The 14,980-nt window shown below is 72.7% G+C and carries 15 protein-coding genes and 1 pseudogene; 3 read left to right on the top strand and 13 right to left on the bottom strand.

Annotated elements, in window-relative coordinates; genetic code table 11:
- From OZN99_RS12220 to iolG, 8 genes and pseudogenes are all read right to left on the bottom strand, one after another.
- Positions 1–207, bottom strand: a pseudogene (locus OZN99_RS12220) (hypothetical protein); the annotation flags it as partial.
- Positions 204–401: a hypothetical protein gene (locus tag OZN99_RS12215; protein ID WP_270935507.1), complete on the bottom strand. Its 198-nt coding sequence runs from the start codon at positions 399–401 to the stop codon at positions 204–206. The pseudogene OZN99_RS12220 and the gene OZN99_RS12215, both read right to left, overlap by 4 nt.
- 203 nt (positions 402–604) lie before the next feature.
- Positions 605–1,171, bottom strand: a complete 567-nt coding sequence (locus tag OZN99_RS12210) for a D-glycero-alpha-D-manno-heptose-1,7-bisphosphate 7-phosphatase (RefSeq protein ID WP_270935506.1) — start codon at positions 1,169–1,171, stop codon at positions 605–607.
- Positions 1,168–1,866, bottom strand: a complete 699-nt coding sequence (locus OZN99_RS12205; protein WP_270935505.1) for a nucleotidyltransferase family protein — start codon at positions 1,864–1,866, stop codon at positions 1,168–1,170. The genes OZN99_RS12210 and OZN99_RS12205 overlap by 4 nt, the downstream gene beginning before the upstream one ends.
- Complete coding sequence (locus OZN99_RS12200; protein ID WP_408611832.1) at positions 1,863–2,456, bottom strand: D-sedoheptulose-7-phosphate isomerase; 594 nt, start codon at positions 2,454–2,456, stop codon at positions 1,863–1,865. The genes OZN99_RS12205 and OZN99_RS12200 overlap by 4 nt, the downstream gene beginning before the upstream one ends.
- A complete protein-coding gene (locus OZN99_RS12195) occupies positions 2,444–3,493 on the bottom strand; it encodes a GHMP family kinase ATP-binding protein (RefSeq protein WP_270935503.1) in 1,050 nt (349 codons plus the stop codon). Before OZN99_RS12195 ends, OZN99_RS12200 begins: the two co-directional genes overlap by 13 nt.
- Before the next feature lie 98 nt (positions 3,494–3,591).
- On the bottom strand, positions 3,592–4,383 hold the full coding sequence (locus OZN99_RS12190) for an SDR family oxidoreductase (protein ID WP_270935502.1): 792 nt from the start codon (positions 4,381–4,383) through the stop codon (positions 3,592–3,594).
- Positions 4,380–5,372, bottom strand: a complete 993-nt coding sequence (gene iolG, locus OZN99_RS12185; RefSeq protein WP_270935501.1) for an inositol 2-dehydrogenase — start codon at positions 5,370–5,372, stop codon at positions 4,380–4,382. Before iolG ends, OZN99_RS12190 begins: the two co-directional genes overlap by 4 nt.
- 87 nt (positions 5,373–5,459) lie before the next feature.
- Here iolG and iolD point away from each other — a divergent pair, with 87 nt between their 5' ends.
- The 3 genes from iolD to OZN99_RS12170 are packed head-to-tail and all read left to right on the top strand — an operon-like array spanning position 5,460 to position 9,871.
- The gene (gene iolD / locus OZN99_RS12180) at positions 5,460–7,298 is read left to right on the top strand and encodes a 3D-(3,5/4)-trihydroxycyclohexane-1,2-dione acylhydrolase (decyclizing) (protein ID WP_270935500.1); all 1,839 of its coding nucleotides are present in this window, start codon (positions 5,460–5,462) and stop codon (positions 7,296–7,298) included.
- A 2-nt stretch (positions 7,299–7,300) separates the two neighbouring features.
- Positions 7,301–8,188, top strand: a complete 888-nt coding sequence (gene iolE / locus OZN99_RS12175; protein WP_270935498.1) for a myo-inosose-2 dehydratase — start codon at positions 7,301–7,303, stop codon at positions 8,186–8,188.
- Between the two features lie 15 nt (positions 8,189–8,203).
- Positions 8,204–9,871, top strand: a complete 1,668-nt coding sequence (locus OZN99_RS12170) for a Na/Pi cotransporter family protein (protein WP_270935497.1) — start codon at positions 8,204–8,206, stop codon at positions 9,869–9,871.
- A gap of 3 nt (positions 9,872–9,874) precedes the next feature.
- Here OZN99_RS12170 and OZN99_RS12165 read toward each other — a convergent pair whose 3' ends face one another.
- From OZN99_RS12165 to OZN99_RS12145, 5 genes are all read right to left on the bottom strand, one after another.
- Positions 9,875–10,714, bottom strand: a complete 840-nt coding sequence (locus tag OZN99_RS12165) for a carbohydrate ABC transporter permease (RefSeq protein ID WP_270935496.1) — start codon at positions 10,712–10,714, stop codon at positions 9,875–9,877.
- A gap of 3 nt (positions 10,715–10,717) precedes the next feature.
- The gene (locus tag OZN99_RS12160) at positions 10,718–11,680 is read right to left on the bottom strand and encodes a carbohydrate ABC transporter permease (RefSeq protein WP_333779736.1); all 963 of its coding nucleotides are present in this window, start codon (positions 11,678–11,680) and stop codon (positions 10,718–10,720) included.
- Positions 11,677–12,948, bottom strand: a complete 1,272-nt coding sequence (locus OZN99_RS12155; RefSeq protein ID WP_270935495.1) for an ABC transporter substrate-binding protein — start codon at positions 12,946–12,948, stop codon at positions 11,677–11,679. The genes OZN99_RS12160 and OZN99_RS12155 overlap by 4 nt, the downstream gene beginning before the upstream one ends.
- A 118-nt stretch (positions 12,949–13,066) precedes the next feature.
- A complete protein-coding gene (gene tldD / locus OZN99_RS12150) occupies positions 13,067–14,497 on the bottom strand; it encodes a metalloprotease TldD (protein ID WP_270935493.1) in 1,431 nt (476 codons plus the stop codon).
- A 26-nt stretch (positions 14,498–14,523) separates the two neighbouring features.
- Positions 14,524–14,980: sensor histidine kinase (locus OZN99_RS12145; RefSeq protein WP_270935492.1), on the bottom strand; the 457-nt coding region annotated here is incomplete at its 5' end.

Raw genomic sequence — 14,980 nt, 5'->3', positions numbered from 1 at the left:
CGGCGGCACCGCAGCCTGCCGTTCGACCGGGCCGGGCGCCTCGGCGATGCCGAGGCGGCGCGCCTTCGCCTGCGCCGCGGTACCGGCGACCGCGCTGGCCAGGCTCAACGCGGCCGCAGGCGGATGGCCGAGCCGCTCCGCCACAACCGCCGCCCAGAGCGTGAGCACCGGGGCACGGTTGACGCGGATCGGCCCGCCCGCAGTCACCGCCGCGCCATGCCCTTGCGGATCTCGCGCTCCACCGCCGCACGCTCCATGGAGCCGATGCGCCGGATGATCTCGCGTACGATGGCGGGCGAGATGCGGTGGCGCTTGGCCAGGTAGGCGACCTCGTCCTCGATGCGCGCCGCTGCCTCCGCGGCCTGTTCGGGGCTCTGCGCCCCGGTCTTCGTCTGTGCCATGGGATATCCCGCCCGCGGCCCGCGCAAGGCGCGATGCCGGCTGCTGTTCGCGATGTATCGGAAGCGCGGCGCGGTCGGCGCCGTTGCATGCATCAGGCGCGCGCGGGCATTCCACTGACCCCGGCACACCTGCCTCCCTCCGTTCCTGGCCCGGATACCCGCCCGGCGCAAGCGCCCGGCGAAGGAAGAAACGGCCCGGCCGGTCAGTCCGGCAGGTCGGCGAGCAGACGCGCCGCCTCGTGCAGGGCGCCTTCCGGCAGCAGCAACGTCCCGGGCGGCGCGGACGCCGCCTCCTCGGGCGTGGCGGCGAGCAGGATGCGGGTGCGGACGCCGGCGGCGAGCGCCGCCTGCATGTCGCTGGCGCGGTCGCCCACCATGGCCGAACGCGCGGGATCCAGGCCATGCGCCGCGCTGGCATCCAGGATCATGCCCGGGCCCGGCTTGCGGCGCGGGTTCTCCCGCCGGTAGGCGCCGATACCGTGCGTCGGGTGGTCCGGGCAGTGTTCCACCGCGGCGAAGCGGATGCCGCGTTCGGCGAAGCGGTCCAGCATCCAGGCGGTCAGCGCCTGGAAATCCGCCTCGGTGTAGTAGCCGCGGCCGATGCCGGCCTGGTTGGTCACGACGACCAGCGCCATGCCGCGCGCCTGCGCGGTGCCGCAGAGATCGAAGATGCCGTCGCGGAAGCGGAACGCGTCGATGCGGTGGGTATAGCCCTCGTCGTGGTTGATCACGCCGTCGCGGTCGAGGAACAGCGCGGGCCGGCCGCTCATGCCGCCGCCCAGGCCGGGATCAGCGCCTGCGCGCGGGCGAAATCCTCGGGCGTGCCGATGTCGAGGAAGGTGGCGTCGGTGACATGGGCGCGCAGGTCGAGATCGCCGGGCCGGCCCAGCACCTCCGCCTCCAGGCTGAAGGCGCCCGGCATGGGGCGGCGCGACGGCAGGTCGCGGCGCACGACATAGACGCCGGCATTGACCAGGCCGGGGCCGCTGGGCCCCTTCTCCTCCATGCCGAGGATGCGGTTGCCCTCGACGCGCACGCTGCCGTAGCGGCTGCGATCCTCCACCGGCCGCACGGCGACCACCAGGTCGGCGCCGGGCGCCTCCCCGGCCAGCGGCGCGAGCCTCGCGCCGAGCCAGGTGTCGCCGTTCAGCACGAAGGCCCGCTGCCCCGCGCAATGCGCCAGCGCCGCCCAGAGCGCGCCACCGGTGCCGAGCGGCGCCTCCTCCGGCGCATGCACGAGCGCCATGCCGGCATGCGAGGTGCCGAGCGCGTCGCGCACGACATCGGCCATGTAGCCCGTGGCCAGCACGACGCGCGCGATGCCCTGCCGCGCCAGCCCGTCCAGCAGCCAGTGCAGGAAGGGCCGGCCGGCGACGGGCGCGAGGGGCTTCGGGACGTCGCTGACGACCGCGCGCAGCCTTGTGCCGAAGCCGCCGGCCAGGACGATCGCCTCCGTCGGCATCATGCCGGCGGGCGAGGGAAGATCGCGGCCTCGATCATGCTGCAGATGGCGTGGCCGAGGACCTCGTGGCCTTCCTGGATGCGCGGCGTGCTGCGGCTGGGGATGCGGATGCAGATGTCGCAGAGCGCGGCCATCTTGCCCCCGCCCTCGCCGGTGAAGCCCACGGTGGCGATGCTCCGCGCCCGGGCCGCCTCCAGCGCCGCGACGATGTTGGGCGAGTTGCCGGAGGTGGAGAGCGCGAGCAGCACGTCGCCCTCCTGGCCCAGCGCCTCCACCTGGCGGGCGAAGACGCGGTCGTAGCCGTAGTCGTTGCCGATCGCCGTGAGGATGGAGGTGTCCGTGGTCAGCGCGATGGCGGGCAGGCCCGGCCGGTCGTAGTTGAAGCGGGAGACGAGCTCGCCCGCCCAGTGCTGCGCGTCCGCGGCGCTGCCGCCATTGCCGCAGACCAGCACCTTGCGGCCAGCGCGCAGCGCGGCGATGCAGGCCTCGGCTGCGCGCGCGGTGGCGGCGCAGAGCACCTGGTCGGCAGCCATCGCGTCCAGCAGCCGCGCCGTGACGCCGATCGCGGCCTGGACCTCCCTCACGTCCACCATGCTGTCGCCCCCTGCGGCACGTAGCGCACCGTCTCGGTCCTGTAGCCCTTCTCCGTGAGGGCAGAAAGCACGGGTCGGCGGCGTTCCAGCGGGACGAGGAACATGATGAAGCCGCCGCCACCGGCGCCGGACACCTTGCCCGCGACGGCCCCCGCCGCGCGCGCCGTCGCCAGCGCGTCCTCGATCGGGCCGCTGCTGATGCCGCTGGCCATGTCGCGCTTGCTGGTCCAGCCGGCGTCCAGCGTCTGCGCCACGCCGGCCAGGTCGCCCTTCAGCAGCGCCTCCTTCATGGCGACGGCGGCGGATTTCAGGCGGTGCATCGCCTCGATCGGCTTCGCTGCGCCCGCCTGCACGTTGCGCGCCTGTTCCGCGATGATGGTCGCGCTTTCCCGGCTGACGCCGGTGAAGCAGAGCAGGGTCTGGGATTCCAGCTCGCAGACGATCTCGCTCTTGATGCGCAGCGGGTTGACGATGACCTTCTCGCCGGCGTGGAACTCGATGAAGTTGAAGCCACCGAAGGTGGCGGCGTACTGGTCCTGCCGGCCGCCGGCCAGCTTCAGGTCCTCGCGCTCGATCACATAGGCCAGGTGCGCCACGTCGTATTCGCCGAGCGGCAGGCGGAACAGCTCCGTCATGGCCTGCAGCACCGCGACGACGAGAGTGGAGGAGGAGCCGAGGCCGGAGCCGGCCGGCGCTTCCGAATAGGTGGAGATGCGCATGCCCATGGCGCGGCCGCCGAAGTAGTCCCGCACGACCCGGTTGTAGACTGCCTTGGGCAGGTCGAGACGGCCATCCACAGGCAGGGGAAAGCTGGCCGCGAGGCTGGCGCGCTGGCCGAGGTCGTGGCTCTCGATCTCGACCCGCTCGTCCGTGGTCAGCGCCACGCTGGCGTAGATGTAGCGGTCGATGGTGGCGTTCATCACCGCGCCGCCATGCAGGTCGGCATAGGGCGAGACATCCGTCCCGCCGCCGGCCAGGCCGAGCCGAAGCGGGGCGCGGGCGCGCACCAGATCGGCCCGGCGCCTCGGAACCTCCATGGACACGGCCAGCTCCCTTCCCCAACCCCCGCGGGGTCATACGGCAGGGTCGTATCGCCGGCCAGTCTTTCCGGAACGTGACCGGGGCGCCGAGCCGGTCAGGTATAGGCGCCCATGACGTTCTGGTCGAAGTCGATCAGCGCGCCCGTCATCATCTCCGCCGCGTCGGAGAGCAGGTAGGTGGCCAGCCCAGCGACATCGCGCGGGCGGATCAGCCGGCCGAAGGGCTGGGCCGGCTCGGCGCGCTGCAGCCAGTCCGGCGGGTTGCCGTCCTTCTGCTGGATCACGTGCTCGCCGGGCGTGTCGGCCCAGCCGAGGTTGATCCCGTTCACGCGGATCCGCAGCGGGCGCAGGCCGAGCGCGGTGTTCTTGGTCAGCGTCGCCAGCGCGCCCTTGGAGGCGGAATAGCCCGTCAGGAAGGGCTGCCCGCCATGGCTGGACATGGTGATGACGTTGACGATGGCGCCCGCCCGGCCGGCCTCCTTCAGCCGTCGCGCCATGGCCTGCGTCAGCAGGAAGGGAGCGCGAGCGTTCACGGCGAACAGCCGGTCCCAGAGACCCACCGGCGTGTCGAGGATGGTCCCGCGGTCGGTGAGGCCGGCGGCGTTGACCAGGCCGTCCACCAGGCCGAGCGCGGCCTCCGCCTGGGCGACGATGCCGGCGGTGGCCTCGGCATCCGCCAGGTCGGCGGCGACGAAATGCGCCTTCGCGCCGAGCGCCCGCAGCTTCGCGACCACGGCCGCGCCGCGTTCCGCGCTGCGGCCGGTGATGCAGACCGCAGCCGCCCCGGCTTCGGTGGCGGCCAGCGCACAGCCTTCGCCGATGCCCTGGGTGCCGCCCGTCACGAGGATGGTGCGGCCGTCGAGACGGACCGGAGGCAACGCGGTCATGCACCGACCCGCACGGGGCGGCCTTCCTGCAGGGAGCGCAGGGCGGCGTCCGCCAGCACCAGGGCCTGCCGCCCGTCTTCGGCGCCGACCGGCATCGGCGTGCCGTTCGCGACGGCATCGAGGAACGCGTTCAGCTCGATGCGGTAGGCGTCGGCGTAGCGTTCCAGGAAGAAGTGCAGCGGCTTGTCGGCGGAGACGGCATGGCGATCCGCCAGTTCCACCGTGGTCGGCGTGGGGTTGCCGGCGATGAGGCGGCCGGCGCTGCCGAACACCTCCACGCGCTGATCGTAGCCGTAGCTGGCGCGGCGCGAGTTGTTGATGTGTGCCATGCGGCCGGAGGCGGTCCGCAGCAGCACCATCGCGCTGTCGATGTCGCCGGCGGCGCCGATGGCCGGGTCCACCAGGTTGGCGCCATGGGCGAAGACCTCCACGGGCTCCTCGCCCAGCATCCAGCGGGCCATGTCGAAGTCGTGGATCGTCATGTCGCGGAACAGGCCGCCAGAGACCTTGATGTAGGCGATAGGCGGCGGGGCGGGGTCGCGGCTGGTGATCACCACCTGCTCCACCGTGCCGATGGCACCCGCACCGATGCGGCGGTGCAGCTCGGCGAAGCTCGGGTCGAATCGGCGGTTGAAGCCGACGAGCATCGGCACGCCGGCCTTGCCGACCTCCGCGAGGCAGGCATCCACGCGCGCCAGCGACAGGTCGATCGGCTTCTCGCAGAAGATCGCCTTGCCGGCGCGCGCCGCGGCGATCACCAGCTCGGCATGGGTGTCGGTGGAACTCGCGATGATGACTGCGCCGACCTCGGGGTCCGCCAGCGCGGCGGCGGTGTCGGACACACGCGCGCCGTGCTTCACCGCCAGCGCCTCGGCCGCCGGCGCGTGCACGTCCACCACATGCGTCAGGCGGGCTCGGCCGCTCGCGGCGAGGTTGGCGGCGTGGATGGCGCCGATGCGCCCGGCGCCGAATTGTGCGAAGTGGAGCATGGCGTCTTCCGTGCGCGGCCGCTTGCGGGCGCTGTCATCAAACCGTAACACAGAGGGAGGCCGGGGCAATCCCGGCGAGGGAGGAGCATGGGCACTCTACGCCTGACCGCGGCCGATGCCACGGTCCGCTTCCTGGCAGCGCAGCAGACGGAGATCGGCGGCCGGACCGTGCCGCTGTTCGGCGGCGTCTGGGCGATCTTCGGGCATGGCAACGTGGCCGGGCTGGGCCCCGCGCTGCATGCGCATCGCCGCGCCCTGCCGACCTTCCGCGCGCACAACGAGCAGGCGATGGCGCATGCCGCGATCGCCTACGCCAAGACCAATGCGCGCCGCCGGATGATGGCCTGCACCACCTCGATCGGGCCGGGCGCGACCAACATGGTGACAGCCGCCGCGGTGGCGCATGTGAACCGGCTGCCGGTGCTGTTCCTGCCCGGCGACGTCTTCGCCAGCCGCCGGCCGGATCCAGTGCTGCAGCAGGTGGAGGCATTCGGCGACGCGACCGTCTCGGCCAATGACTGCTTCCGCCCGGTCAGCCGCTTCTTCGACCGCATCATGCGGGCCGAGCAGCTGCTGGTCGCCCTGCCCGCCGCGCTGCGCGTGCTGACGGACCCGGCGGAGTGCGGCCCGGTCACGCTCGCCTTCCCGCAGGACGTGCAGACCGAGGCCATGGACTGGCCCGCCGAGTTCTTCCGCAAGCGGATGTGGCGGCCCCGCGCGCCGGAGCCCGACGCGGCCGAACTGCGGCTGGCTGCCGCAGCGCTGCAGGCCGCGAAGCGCCCGGTGCTGATCGCCGGCGGTGGCGTGAAATACAGCGGCGCGGAGGCCGCGCTGGCCGAGTTCGCGCAGCGCCACGGCATCCCCGTGGCGGAGACCCAGGCCGGCAAGGGCAGCCTGGCCTGGAACCATCCGCAGAACATGGGCGCCGTCGGCGTCACCGGCAGCGCCGCGGCCAATGCGCTGGCGCAGCAGGCCGACCTGGTGCTGGCCGTCGGCACGCGGCTGCAGGACTTCACCACCGGGTCCCGCGCGCTGTTCGGCAAGGCCGCGCTGCTGGCGCTGAACGTCGTGGCCTTCGACGCGCACAAGCATGGCGCGAAGCCGCTGGTGGCCGATGCCGGGCGTGGGCTGGCCGCGCTCTCCACCGCGCTCGGCCGCTGGTCCGCGCCGCGCCCCTGGCAGGAGAAGGCGGTGACGGCCACCGCGCGCTGGCACCGCACGGTGGAACGCGTGACCGCCGCCCCGAAGCCGAAGTCCAACGCGCTGCCCACCGACGCGCAGGTGCTGGGCGCCGTCAACCGCGCCATCCCGCAGGACGGCATCGTGGTCTGCGCCGCCGGCGGCCTGCCGGGCGAATTGCACAAGCTGTGGCGCGCCACCGACGCAGCCAGCTACCACCTGGAATACGGCTATTCCTGCATGGGCTACGAGATCGCCGGCGGGCTCGGCGCCAAGCTCGCGGCGCCGCAGCGCGAGGTGGTGGTGCTGGTCGGCGACGGCAGCTACCTCATGATGAACAGCGAGATCGCGACCTCCGTCATGCTCGGCGCGAAGCTCACCATCGTGGTGCTGGACAATCGCGGCTTCGGCTGCATCAACCGCCTGCAGCGCGCCACCGGCGGCGACCCCTTCAACAACCTGCTGCCCGACGCTGCGCCGCAGGTGGATTTCGCGGCCCATGCCGCCGCGCTGGGCTCGCAGGCGCAGAAGGTCGCGGGCATCGCAGCGCTGGAGGCTGCGCTGCCCAAGGCGCTCGCCGCGAAGCGGACGCAGGTGCTGGTCATCGACACCGACCCGCAGACCGGAACGGCGGAAGGCGGCGCCTGGTGGGAGGTGCCCGTCACTGCCGCCCCCGCCACGCCGGCCCAGACGGCGGCGCGCCGCGACTACGAGACCAACCGCAAGCGGCAGCTTGCAGGAGCATGAGCATGCGCGTCCGCCTCGGGATCAACCCGCTGACCTGGACCAATGACGACATGCCGGAGCTCGGCGCGGAGACGCCGCTCGAGACCTGCCTGGCGGAGGCGAAGCAGGCCGGCTTCGCGGGGGTGGAGCTGGGCAACAAGTTCCCGCGCGTGGCATCGCAGCTCCAGCCCATCCTGGTGCGGCACGGGCTGGACCTCGTCTCCGGCTGGTACGGCTCGCGCCTGCTGGAGCGCGACGTGGATGCGGAGATGGCGGAGGCGGAGCCGCATGTCGCGCTGCTCACGGCGCTGGGCTGCAGCGTGATGGTGCATGCCGAGGTGTCCCGCGCCATCCACGGCCAGCGCGCCACGCCGCTCTCGAAGCGACCGGTTCTGTCGGAGGCCGACTGGGCGCTGCTGGTCCCGCGGATGGAGGAGTTCGGCCGACGCCTGCGGGCACGCGGGCTGCACCTGGCCTATCACCACCACATGGGCACGGTGATCGAGAGCGAGGCGGAGGTGGACCGCCTGATGGCCAGCACCGGGCCGGAGGTCGGGCTGCTGCTGGATACGGGCCACCTGACCTTCGCCGGCGGCGATCCGGTCGCCGCCGCGCGCCGCCATGCCGCGCGCGTCGTGCATGTGCACTGCAAGGACATTCGCCGCGACGTGATGACGGCGTCGAAGCGGCAGGACCTACCTTTCCTCGAGGCGGTGCTCGCCGGCGTGTTCACGGTGCCGGGCGACGGCTGCGTGGACTACGCCGCCGTGCTGCCGCCGCTCGCCGCCGCCGGCTATGCCGGCTGGCTGGTGGTGGAAGCGGAACAGGATCCGGCGAAGGCACACCCGCTGACCTATGCGCGCATGGGCCATGAGAACCTGGCCCGGCTGGCGCGGGCCGCCTTCGGGTGAGGAGGTGACGCGTCCATGACCGAACTGCGCCTGCTGGTCCAGCTGGCGGGCGAGGCGGCTCTGCTGCTCTGGGGCCTCCACATGGTGCAGAGCGGCGTGGAGCGCGCCTTCGGCGGGAAGCTGCAGGCGATGCTCGGGCGCGCGCTCGGCAGCCCGATGCGGGCGATGCTCGCCGGCCTCGGCGTCACGGCGGCACTGCAGAGCAGCACGGCGACGGCGCTGATGGTGACGAGCTTCGCCGCGACCGGCGCCGTCGCGCTCGTCCCGGCGCTGGCGGCGATGCTGGGGGCGAATATCGGCACGGCAGCGATCGTGCAGGTGCTGTCCTTCGACATCTCCTGGCTGTCGCCCCTGCTGATCCTGGCCGGGGTGGTGGCGTTCCGACGCTCCGGACGCGCGCAGATCCGCGACCTCGGCCGCGTCGGCATCGGGCTCGGGCTGATGCTGCTGGCGCTGCACCTGCTCGTGGACAGCCTGGCGCCGGTGCAGGCCTCGCCGACGCTCGGGCGCGTGCTGGACGCGCTGGCGGAGGAGCCGCTGCCGAACCTGCTGCTGGCCGCGGTCGTCGCCTGGGCGGCGCATTCCTCCATCGCGGGGGTGCTGTTCGTGGCGACGCTCGCCGGTGGCAGCGTGCTGCTGCCGCAGGCCGCGGTGGCCATGGTGCTGGGCGCCAATCTCGGCAGCGCGATCAACCCGCTGCTGCAGGGCGGCGGACGCCGCGGCGACCGCGCAAGGCTGCGGCTGCCGGTCGGCAACCTGGTGAACCGCCTGGTCGGGTGCGTGCTGGTGCTGGCCTTCCTGCCGGAGATCAGCGCGTGGCTGGCCGCGGCGACGTCCACCCCGGTGCGCCTGGTCGCCACCGCGCATCTCGGCTTCAACCTGGCGATGAGCCTGCTGTTCCTGCCGCTGCTTCGCCCGCTGGCCTGGGCGCTGGAGCGCGCCATGCCCGACAGGCCGGAACTGGACGAGGCGGCGCCGCGCTACCTGGATTCGGGCGCGACGGTCATGCCCTCCGTCGCCATGGCGAATGCCGGGCGGGAGGTGCTGCGCATCGCGGACATGCTGGAACGCATGCTGGAGATCTCGGCGCGCGGCTTCGCCGAGGGCGGGCGCGATTCGGCGAAGGCGCTGGCGGGCATGGACGACGTGGTGGACCGCCTGCACCGCGCCGTGCTGGCCTATCTGGCGGCGATCCCGGCGGAGGGGCTGACCGCGCAGGACAGCCGGCGCCTGGCCGAGATCCAGGCCTTCGCCATCGCGCTGGAACACGCGGCCGACGTGCTGACCCGCGACGTGGCACGCCACGCGACGAAGCGCGTGCGGCACGGCGTCACGCTGGCCGAAGGCGACCGGCAGGATCTCGCCGCGCTGCACGATGCGTTGCGCGAGCAGCTACGCCTCGCCGTCGCGGTCTTCATGGTGGAGGACGCCGAGGCGGCGCGGCGTCTGGTGCAGGCCAAGGAGCAGCTCCGGGGGACGGAGCGGGCGGCGGCGCAGCGTGCCGCGCAGGCCGCTCCGCTGCCGCTCGGCGAGCCCGGCGCGACGCCGGGCTTCGTGCTGGACGCGATCCGCGACCTGCGGCGCGTCGGAGCGCATCTGGCCGCCGTCGCGCATCCGCTGCTGGAACGCCGCGGCGAACTGCTGTCCAGCCGCCTGGCGCCGGGCCGCGCGGCCGAGGGCTGAACTTCAGCCCTTCACCGCGCCGGCCGTGAGGCCGGAGACGATGCGGCGCTGGAAGACCAGCACCAGCAGGATCAGCGGCACGGTGACGATGACCGAGGCCGCCATGATCCGCCCCCAGGGCAGCTCGAAGGCGGAGGAGCCGGTGATCAGCGCGATGGCGACCGGCACCGTGCGCATCTCGTTCGTCAGGGTGAAGGTCAGCGCGAAGAGGAACTCGTTCCATGCGGCGATGAAGGCGAGCAGGCCCGTGGTGGCCAGCGCCGGGCCCATCAGCGGCAGGAAGACGCGGGTGATGGTCACGAAGGGCGTGGCGCCGTCCATCATCGCCGCCTCCTCCAGCTCCTTCGGCAGCTCGCGCATGAAGGTGGTCAGCACCCAGACGGTGAAGGGCAGGGTGAAGATCAGGTAGCTCAGCGTCAGGCCGAGCAGGTTGTTGTAGAGGCCGAGCCAGCGGATCAGCTCGAACATGCCGGACAGCACGGCGACCTGCGGGAACATCGAGACGCCGAGGATCACCATCAGGATCGGCGCGCGGCCGCGGAAGCGCACGCGGCCCAGCGCATAGGCCGCGCCGGCCGCCAGCGCGAGCGAGACGGCGACGACGGAGCCCGCCACGAAGACGGAGTTCAGGATGTTGCGGCCGAAGGGCTGGTCGCGGAACAGCGCGACGTAGTTCCGCAGGTCCGGATCGCGTGGCAGCAGTTCCGTCCCGAACAGCGCCTGGCCGCCCTTCAGCGAGGAGACGACCGCCCAGTAGAAGGGGAAGACCGTGTAGACGACGATGACGGCCACGAGAAGATAGAGCCCGATGCTGCCCAGCATGCGGCGCAGGCCGCGCGGCATCGCTCAGCTTCCCGCCGAATCGAAGCGGACGCGGCCGGCGGTGATGATCAGCGCCGCGCAGGCCGCGACGATCAGCACCAGGAAGGTCGCGGCGGCGGAGCCCATGCCGACGTCCTGGAAATCCACCAGCTGCTGGCGCGCATAGACGGACATGGAGGCGGTGGACGGGCTGTTGCCGGTGAGCACGTACATCAGGTCGAAGACGCGCAGCGCGTCCAGCGCGCGGAACAGCACGGCCACCATCAGCCCCGGGCGGATCAGCGGCAGGGTAATGCGGAAGAAGGTGCCGACCGGGCCGAGGCCGTCGATCTTCGCCGCCTCGTACACCGCGCCGGGAACCAGCTGCAACGCCGCCAGGATCAGCAGCGCCATGAAGGGCGTGGTCTTCCAGACATCCACCGCCACCACGGACCACAGCGCCAGCGAGGGGTCGGCCACCCAGGCCCACGGCGTCGCGATGATGCCGAGCGAGAGCAGCACCGCGTTGATGACGCCGTACTGGTCGTGCAGCATCCAGCCCCACATCTGCGCCGAGACGACGGTCGGGATCGCCCAGGGAATCAGCATCGCCGCCCGCAGCGGGCCACGCCCGCGCAGCCTGGCATCCAGCGTCAGCGCGATGATCAGGCCCAGCGCGGTCTCCAGCGCCAGGGAGACGATGGTGAAGAGCAGCGTGTTCCACACCGCGCGCCACCAGTCGGGGTCGGTGGCGAGGAAGCGGAAGTTCAGCAACCCGACGAAGCCGTGGTAGTCCAGGTCGAACAGCGTCGCGTCGGTGAAGGCGTAGTAGACCGTCCGGAGCAGCGGCCAGCCCGCGACCAGCGCCAGCACGACCAGCATCGGCGCCAGGAACAGCCAGGCCGCGCGCTGCCGGCGGATCTCCATGCCGGACAGCCCGCCGCGCCGCGCCGTGGCAGCGGCCGGCGCGATGGCGGTGCGCCCCGCCGCCTGCCCGGCCACGCTCACCAGCGGCCTCCCCGGCTGACCCGTTCCAGCCGGTCCTCCAGCCGGTCCAATGCCTCCGCCGGCTCCGACCGGCCGGAGAGCACGGCATGCGCCGCATTGGCGAATTCGGCGGAGACGCGGTTGTAGCGCACGCCCGTGGCGCCGGAGGGCCGCGCGACCGCGGCGCGCAGCGTCGCCAGCAGGTCGCGGAAGAACGGGTTTGCCTCCAGCACCTCCGGATCCTCGTAGAGCGCGATGATGCTGGGCGAGAAGCCGCCGGCGATGGCGCGCCGCTTCTGCTCCTCGCGGCTGGTCAGGTGCCGGATCAGGTCCACCGCCTGCTCGGCGCGGGGCGTGTAGCGGGAGACGGCGAGCTGCTCGCCGCCCAGCGCTGCGGCATGGGTGCCGTCCTCGCCCGCGCCGCGCGGCAGCACGGCGACGGCGACGCGGCCACGCACCGGGCTGTCCTCCGCGTTCAGCAGCGGCCAGGCATAGGGCCAGTTGCGCATGAAGACGGCGTTGCCGGACTGGAAGACGCCGCGCGCCTCCTCCTCCGCGTAGTTGAGCACGCCGAGCGGCGTGATGCGCTCGATCCAGGACCGCGCGAGCGACAGCGCCTCCGCCGCCCGCGGGTTGTTGACGGAGATGCGCCCATCCGGCTCCACGATGTGGCCGGCGCCGCGGCTGGCCAGCCATTCCAGGCCGTTGACCGTCAGGCCCTCATAGGCGCGCCCCTGGAAGACGTAGCCCCACATGCGGTCGCTGCCGTCGCGCGCGCGCTCGGCCTGCATGACCGCCGCGGCGGTGTCGGTCAGCTCGCGCCAGGTCTCCGGCAATCTCCGCCCATGCGCCTCCAGCAGGTCGCGGCGGTAATAGAGCAGGCCGGCATTGGCGAACCACGGCATGGCGACGAGGCGCCCACCCACCGTGTTGTTGCGTACCACTTCCTCGATATGGCCGGCGGTATCTAGCTTGCCGTGGAGGTCGAGCAGGTGGTTCGCCAGGATGCCCGGCCAGACCGCGTCGATCTGGAACACGTCGATATCCGCCGACCTGGCGGCGAGCAGCTGCTGGTAGAGCGCCAGCCGCTCGGTGCCGCTGTTCGGCGTGGAGACCAGGCGCACCTGGTTGCCGCTGCGGCGCGCCCATTCCTCCGCGCCCTCGCGACAGAGCCGTGCCTCGATCCCGAGCGCGCTGCAGGCGATCGCGATGGTGGTCTGCGCGCCGGCCGGCGGCGCCGCCAGCACCGCCGCCAAGAAGACCAAGGCCGTGCACAGCCCGCGCCGCATGGGTCGCGCCCCTCCCGATCGCGCCCGCGGGGCGGCGGGCGACGGAGGGGCAACGCCCGCGCGCTGCGCGGGTTCGCGACCGTCGAGCTCCCTCTCCCGCGGGCGGGAGAGGCCGGGGTCACACGGCCGTGCCGCCGATGGTCAGGCCGGTCATCTTCAGCGTCGGCTGGCCGACGCCGACCGGCACGCCCTGGCCCTGCTTGCCGCAGGTGCCGATGCCCGGGTCGAGGCCCATGTCGTTGCCGACCATCGCGACCTTGGTCAGCGCATCCGGCCCGTTGCCGATCAGCGTCGCGCCCTTCACCGGCGCACCCAGCTTCCCGTCCTCGATCAGGTAGGCCTCGCTGGCGCTGAACACGAACTTGCCGGAGGTGATGTCCACCTGGCCGCCGCCGAAGTTCACGGCGTAGATGCCGCGCTTCACGCTGCGGATGATCTCCTCTGGCGCATGGGCGCCGCCGAGCATGACCGTGTTGGTCATGCGCGGCATCGGGATATGCGCGTGGCTCTGGCGCCGGCCGTTGCCGGTGGGCTGCACGCCCATCAGCCGGGCATTCTGGCGGTCCTGCAGGAAGCCCACCAGGATGCCGTCCTCGATCAGCGTGGTGCGACCGGAGGGCGTGCCCTCGTCGTCCACGGTGATGGAGCCGCGGCGGTCGGGGATGGTGCCGTCATCCACCACCGTCACACCCGGCGAGGCGATGCGCTGGCCGAGCAGGCCGGCGAAGGCGGAGGTCTTCTTGCGGTTGAAGTCGCCCTCCAGCCCGTGGCCGATCGCCTCGTGCAGCAGGATGCCGGGCCAGCCGGGGCCGAGCACCACCTCCATCTCCCCGGCCGGCGCGGGGACACTGTCGAGGTTCACCACCGCCTGGCGCAGCGCCTCGTCCACGGCCGCCTTCCAGCTCGCCTCGTTCAGCACGCGGTCATAGGCGAAGCGGCCGCCGGTGCCGAAGCTGCCGGTCTCGCGGCGTCCATTCGCCTCCACCACGACAGCGACGTTCATGCGCACCAGCGGGCGCAGGTCCGCCACGCGGCGGCCATCCGGGCGCAGGATCTGCACGGCCTGCCATTCGCCGGTGATGCTCGCCATCACCTGCTTCACGCGCGGGTCCTTCGCGCGCGCATAGGCGTCGATCTCCTGCAGCAGCGCGGTCTTGGCCGCGAAGTCCATGGCGGAGAGCGGGTTGAGCTCGGAATAGAGCCGCGCGTTGGTGGCACGCGGCGCGACGTCCAGCGTGCCGGAATGGCCGGCCGCAACGGCCTTCACCGTCTCGGCCGCGCGCGCCAGCGCGGCTTCCGACAGCTCCGCGGCATGGGCGTAGCCCGCCGCCTCGCCGGCGACGGCGCGCAGGCCGAAGCCGCGCGTGGCGTCGAAGGAGGCGGAGCGGATGCGGCCGTCCTCCAGGCTGATCGCCTCGCTTTCGCGGTGCTCCAGGAACAGCTCGCCGTCCTCCGCGCCGCGCGCCGCGGCAGCAGCCATGCGTTCGGCCGCGGCGCGGTCGAGTGTGGAGAAGAACAGGGCATCGGTGGTCGCAAGCGCGTCGGTCACGTCGAATGTCCTTGGCTTGAAACGGGTCAGGCGGACAGCGGGCCGGCCATGGCAGGGGCAGCGACCAGGCGCCCGGACGGGAAGCGCAGCACGGCAACGGTGCCGGGGCCCGGCGGATCCTCGAGCGAAAGCGTGCCGCCGAGCGCGACGGCCAGCGTGCGGGCCAGGTGCAGGCCGAGGCCCGAGCCCTGGAACCGCCGCGCCAACGAGCTGTCGAGCTGCGTGAAGGGCTCGAACATCCGCTCGCGCTCGGCGGGCGGGATGCCGATGCCGGTGTCGGCGACGCGGATCTCGAGGGCTTCCGCCGTGGCCCTGGCGGACACCGTGATGCGGCCGCCGGCGGGCGTGAACTTCACGGCGTTGGACAGCAGCTTGTCCAACACCTGGCGCAGCCGGCCCGCGTCGCCGCGCAGCGCCGGCAGGTCCTCCGGCAGGTCGATGGCCAGCGCAAGGCCGGCGGTGGCGGCGGCCGGCGCCACCGCG

This window comes from Falsiroseomonas oryzae (genome assembly GCF_027856955.1).
Lineage (GTDB): Bacteria > Pseudomonadota > Alphaproteobacteria > Acetobacterales > Acetobacteraceae > Falsiroseomonas > Falsiroseomonas oryzae.
This window is presented reverse-complemented; position numbering and strand designations above follow the sequence as displayed.

What these genes read in the sequence shown, in the direction of transcription:
- OZN99_RS12195 (WP_270935503.1), bottom strand. Translation starts at nt 3,493, where the DNA reads ATGGAGGTTCCGAGGCGCCGGGCCGATCTGGTGCGCGCCCGCGCCCCG.
- OZN99_RS12205 (WP_270935505.1), bottom strand. Translation starts at nt 1,866, where the DNA reads ATGATGCCGACGGAGGCGATCGTCCTGGCCGGCGGCTTCGGCACAAGG.
- OZN99_RS12170 (WP_270935497.1), top strand. Translation starts at nt 8,204, where the DNA reads ATGACCGAACTGCGCCTGCTGGTCCAGCTGGCGGGCGAGGCGGCTCTG.
- OZN99_RS12155 (WP_270935495.1), bottom strand. Translation starts at nt 12,948, where the DNA reads ATGCGGCGCGGGCTGTGCACGGCCTTGGTCTTCTTGGCGGCGGTGCTG.
- OZN99_RS12165 (WP_270935496.1), bottom strand. Translation starts at nt 10,714, where the DNA reads ATGCCGCGCGGCCTGCGCCGCATGCTGGGCAGCATCGGGCTCTATCTT.
- iolD (WP_270935500.1), top strand. Translation starts at nt 5,460, where the DNA reads ATGGGCACTCTACGCCTGACCGCGGCCGATGCCACGGTCCGCTTCCTG.
- OZN99_RS12210 (WP_270935506.1), bottom strand. Translation starts at nt 1,171, where the DNA reads ATGAGCGGCCGGCCCGCGCTGTTCCTCGACCGCGACGGCGTGATCAAC.
- iolE (WP_270935498.1), top strand. Translation starts at nt 7,301, where the DNA reads ATGCGCGTCCGCCTCGGGATCAACCCGCTGACCTGGACCAATGACGAC.
- OZN99_RS12190 (WP_270935502.1), bottom strand. Translation starts at nt 4,383, where the DNA reads ATGACCGCGTTGCCTCCGGTCCGTCTCGACGGCCGCACCATCCTCGTG.
- OZN99_RS12215 (WP_270935507.1), bottom strand. Translation starts at nt 401, where the DNA reads ATGGCACAGACGAAGACCGGGGCGCAGAGCCCCGAACAGGCCGCGGAG.
- OZN99_RS12200 (WP_408611832.1), bottom strand. Translation starts at nt 2,456, where the DNA reads ATGGTGGACGTGAGGGAGGTCCAGGCCGCGATCGGCGTCACGGCGCGG.
- iolG (WP_270935501.1), bottom strand. Translation starts at nt 5,372, where the DNA reads ATGCTCCACTTCGCACAATTCGGCGCCGGGCGCATCGGCGCCATCCAC.